General features: G+C 58.9%; 3 protein-coding genes and 2 pseudogenes. 3 read left to right on the top strand and 2 right to left on the bottom strand.

The features are described from left to right. Positions 1-249: 249 nt before the first annotated feature. Positions 250-501: pseudogene (locus O2S87_RS18170) on the top strand (helix-turn-helix transcriptional regulator); the annotation flags it as partial. Positions 502-668: 167 nt separating this feature from the next. Next, a complete protein-coding gene (locus O2S87_RS18165) occupies positions 669-986 on the top strand; it encodes a hypothetical protein (protein WP_475410148.1) in 318 nt (105 codons plus the stop codon). Positions 987-1,154: 168 nt separating this feature from the next. On the opposite strand, the pseudogene bioB reads toward O2S87_RS18165, so the two are convergent. Beyond that, positions 1,155-2,227: pseudogene (bioB, locus tag O2S87_RS18160) on the bottom strand (biotin synthase BioB). A gap of 205 nt (positions 2,228-2,432) precedes the next feature. Here bioB and O2S87_RS18155 point away from each other — a divergent pair. Continuing rightward, a complete protein-coding gene (locus O2S87_RS18155; RefSeq protein WP_475410147.1) occupies positions 2,433-2,864 on the top strand; it encodes a hypothetical protein in 432 nt (143 codons plus the stop codon). Positions 2,865-2,922: 58 nt separating this feature from the next. Here O2S87_RS18155 and O2S87_RS18150 read toward each other — a convergent pair whose 3' ends face one another. Next, positions 2,923-4,143 (bottom strand): DHH family phosphoesterase, encoded by a 1,221-nt coding sequence (locus O2S87_RS18150; RefSeq protein ID WP_475410146.1) that lies wholly within the window; start codon positions 4,141-4,143, stop codon positions 2,923-2,925. Positions 4,144-4,361: the final 218 nt, after the last annotated feature.

Here is a 4,361-nt window from a genome sequence, read left to right as displayed (position 1 = left end):
GTTGGAGCGTCGAATCTCAGCTGAAGTTTCGTCAAACCTGAGCAGATCCCGACAAGTTGCACCGACCTCGTCGATGTTTCTCCCCAGATCTCCTTGGCTCCAGTCTAAACCCCAGAAGTAGTGCTAGTACGAGGAGAACTCACAGATCCGCAAAGAACGGACTCGAAAGCGAAGACAAACACCGATCAGACAGCACCGGAGAGGTCGACGGCAACGGATGATGAAGCCTCGCAAGCGACGTCGAGTACACCGGAATCGGACCCCCGAACGCGTGTGCTCGATCTGTTGCCGGATGATGAACGGCGCGTCCTCGAACCCGTTGTAACGTCCCCTGGGATCACACAGATCGAACTCCGGGATCGGGCTGATTTCTCGAAGAGTAAGGTGAGCCAAACCGTGAGCTCACTCGAAGAGCGCGGTCTGCTGTATCGAGAACGACAGGGTCGGACCTATCGTGTGTATCCGAGTGATGACCTTCAACAGCAACAGCCCCGACACTAATCGCTAGCTGTTGAATCCCTCCGGCTCGAATTCGTCGGGTATGAACGGTCTGCGCGAAACAAAACGGTTAGAGGCGGGTAGAGACGTTCTCGAACGATCTAATGAGTGATTTCATACCCACGGAGATAACTCCGAATCCCTTGTAGGACGACGTGAGGCGAAAGACAATGACCAACAGAACCCTCGGACGGTGGCTGCTCGTCGTGCTCGCAATCGTCGGACTCGCGTTTGCAGCTCCGGTAGTCAGCGCACAGAGTGACGAACCGATCCAGGACAACGAGACCGCAGTAGATGAGATGCCAACCGATGGTGAGACAGCCGACTGGCCAGCCGAGATGCAAGACCATATGACCGACCACATGGGGCCGAACACCGTCGACGAGATGGAATCGCACATGGGCGTGACCGTCGATGAAATGGCTCAGGATATGGGCGGGGACAACCACGCCGCGGCCGGAATGAACAGACAGGGCCACGGCTGCTAACTGGCGCTGCCAGGGGACTCTGAGCGAGGACACAGAGATCAGGAGTACCAAACTCCCGGTCACAGTACCACACTCCATCATCACGCTGAGAAGTGCGTCACGTTTAGTATAGCAGGTCGACCAACACCCACGCATCAAAGAGTAGGGAAACGCGGCGGTCCATCCTTCCTACTCGTCGACGCGCGCTTCCGAACTCCCGTTTCGAGCCTTGACCGCCTCGGGATCGAACTCGTTGGCCGCCATATTCGGCCGTAGGCCAGCGCGTTCGATTATCTCGATGTCGGTGCCGGGCGACTGGCCCCCGGTCGTGAGATAATCACCAGTGAGTACCCCGTCGGCTCCGGCCTCGAACGGCAAGTGTTGTTCGTCCTCGGCGAGGTTGACCTCCCGACCGCCCGTGATTCGGACGCGCGCGGTGGGGTGGAGCAACCGATAGACGGCGATCGTCTTGATCAGGTCGACCGTCGAGATCGCCGCCGTCTCACGGTCGCCAAGCGGCGTTCCGGCGACCGGATTGAGGATGTTTACGGGGAGCGACGAAACGCCGATTTTCCGGAGTTCGAGTGCGGCGTCGACGCGATCGGCTGGCGTCTCGCCCATCCCCAAAATCACGCCCGCACAGAGGTCCATTCCGGCGTTCTTGGCCCGCCGGAGGGTCTTGAGTCGATCCTCGAAGGTGTGGGTCGACACGATCTCAGAAAAGTAGCGCGGCGAGGTCTCGATGTTGTGGTTGTAGTGGTTGAGCCCCTCGTTCGCGAGGATCTCTGCCTCCTTTTGGGTCAGCAGGCCGAGGGAGGCGTCGATCTCGACGTCGGTTTCGTCCCGGACCAGTCGGATCGCCCGAAGCACGTCGGCCCACTCGTCAGGTCGCTTTTCCTTGCTAACGCCCTTTTCGGCGACTACGATGCCGAACCGCTGGGCGCCGTCGCATTCGGCACGCTTGGCGGCCGCGAGGATTTCGTCGGGATCGAGAAAACCGTGCGTGTCGATCCCTGTATCGAAGTGCGCCGACTGTGCACAGAAACCGCAGTCCTCGGCGCAGTTGCCCGCTTTCGCGTTGACGATGCTACAGGCGTCGACCGTGTCGTCGCCGAGCGTGGCGCGTACCGTGTCGGCCGCCGCAGCCAGTTCGTCGACCGGCTGGGCCAACAAGGCAATAGCGTCGGTACGGTCGATCCGACTGCCGTCGAGAACGGTGTCGACGGCCTCGTCTATTGTCCGATTTCTGTCTCGTAAACCACGATGTCATGTGCTGTTTACGGCGTAATAAGTGTCTGGGGAGTGGAAGATCATTAGTCAGCATCGCGAGCGTTAGGACATACCATTGGTGACCATACAGTACCGTCAAATGGTAACTGACGGAGATTTTATTTGTTCGGTCGGCGTCTACCATACTGACGAGAGTCGGCGAACGACCGGTCGACGTCCGATCACAGAGACCCTCCAATGAGCACACCCAACCCCCTCACAGCGGTGTTCGAATACCAGCAAGCTATCGTCGAACAAACACAGTCCGTTGCGTTCGAAACAATCACCGCCCAGCAAACAGCAGCACAGCAGTTCGCTGGCGGGCTCGAAACGACCAAACGCCTGCAGACGCGGGGCAACGAACTCAAACGCAGTACCCTCCACGCCTACGTCGACGCCTTCGAAAAGACCACCCCTGACGTCGCGCTGACGGCATATCACGATGTAGTCGACGATGGGATCGACGTTCTCGTCCAGAACTACGAACAGAACTGGGAGGTAGCCATCGACAGCATCAAAGCGTTCACCGACGCTGTCGACGGCTACAGTGAGACAGTCGACGACTCCTTCGACGACTTCCTCAACGCACAAGCACGGATCGAAGACGACATGCTGGCTGTCGCAACGTAAATCGTATTACCCGTTCGGGACAACAAAGGTGTCGACGACTGAGCGACACCAGTTGTCGTTAGTCGATGGTCCTTTCTGCCTGCTTTTGGTCTGCCACGTCCTCAGCAACGCGTCTGAACGCCGCCAGAATCACACGTTTAGTCGTCTCACCCTCAGTCGTCCAGTGGTAGGCGTAGTCCATCATATCGTCGTAGATGTCGGGTTTGCAGCCCGCGGCCTTGGGGTGGCCGCCGCCTTCGACCTGGCGGGCGACCAGATGGGCCTGCTCGAAGTCATCACTGCCACGAATGGACGCACTGCCGGAGGGTTTGACGATCACGGCGGCATCGGCACCCCCCTCGCGGAGGGCATCGGCGACCTCGTTCTGCGAGCAGCGGCCGTAGGTGACGCCGACCGTCCACGGCCCGATCGATTTGTAGGCCGCGCGGTCGACCGCCAACTCGATCAACTGCTCTTTTTCGACCCGTCGGTGGGCGATGTAGGCGTCGACTACCTCGGGGAGATCGGCCCCGTATGCACCGACTACCGCGGCGTACTCCTCGGCCGACGTCCAGTAGGCGTAGTCTGCGAGGTCCTTGCTCCGTGGGTCCTCGTTGAGCCACAGATCGTGATCTCGTGTGACTTCGGCGAGTTCAGTGAATCGGTCGTCGAACTCGTAGTCGAGCGAGCGAAGACAGACATCAGTGCTGCACTCCTCGTCGGAATCGCCGACAACGAGGTCGACGCCCGCCTGTCCGACCGCATCGGTGACCTCCTGAGGCCACTGGTGGTGGTCGTACCACGAGACGCAGTCGCTTCGCTTGCGGATGGTTTCGAGCGAGTCGGCGATCGGCTCGTAGTCGTCGGGGGCGATATCGCAGATGAAGACGTCGACGCCGCTTTCGGCGTACTCGGCGACGTATTCGAGCGATTCGGTCAGCGAATGGGGTCCGGCAGCCAGCAGCGCGACCGACGATTCGGGCTCGTCTTCTTCAGTTTCTTCGTCCTCATCGTCGGCTGCCCCGGAATCATCCTCCTCAGCGAGTCGGGTTTCGATTTTGTCGAGAAACGGGTCGACGTCGAGTGCGGCGTCGTACAACTCGCGGATGAGTGCGATACAGCCCAACCCATCGGCGTCGGAGTCGGTAACGACAATCGCTTCCGCGCCATCGATCGCGTCTTTTGCTCGCGTTTCGGCGTAATCCTCGTCGAGCGAGTCGGGATAGAAAAAGCCGGTCCCCGGCAGCAACGAGCGGCGGCGCAGCGGCAGGTCGCCGCTTTTGATGAGTCGTTCGTCCATACACCCTCCAGCGCGTCGACCGGGAAAACTCTCGTGTGTTGGTCCCGGTTTGGCGGCACTCGACCCATTGGTCGACAGTGAAAGTTGAGACTGTGGTAGTTTAATCAGTTGAAATTGTGGTAGTTTAATCAGTTGAAATTGTGGTAGTTTAATCAGTTGAAATTGTGGTAGTTTAATCAGTTGAAATTGTGGTAGTTTAATCAGTTGAAATTGTGGTA

Source organism: Halohasta sp. A2, from assembly GCF_056175805.1.
Note: the sequence above shows the minus strand (reverse complement) of the source record. Positions and strands in the feature narration are given on the sequence as shown.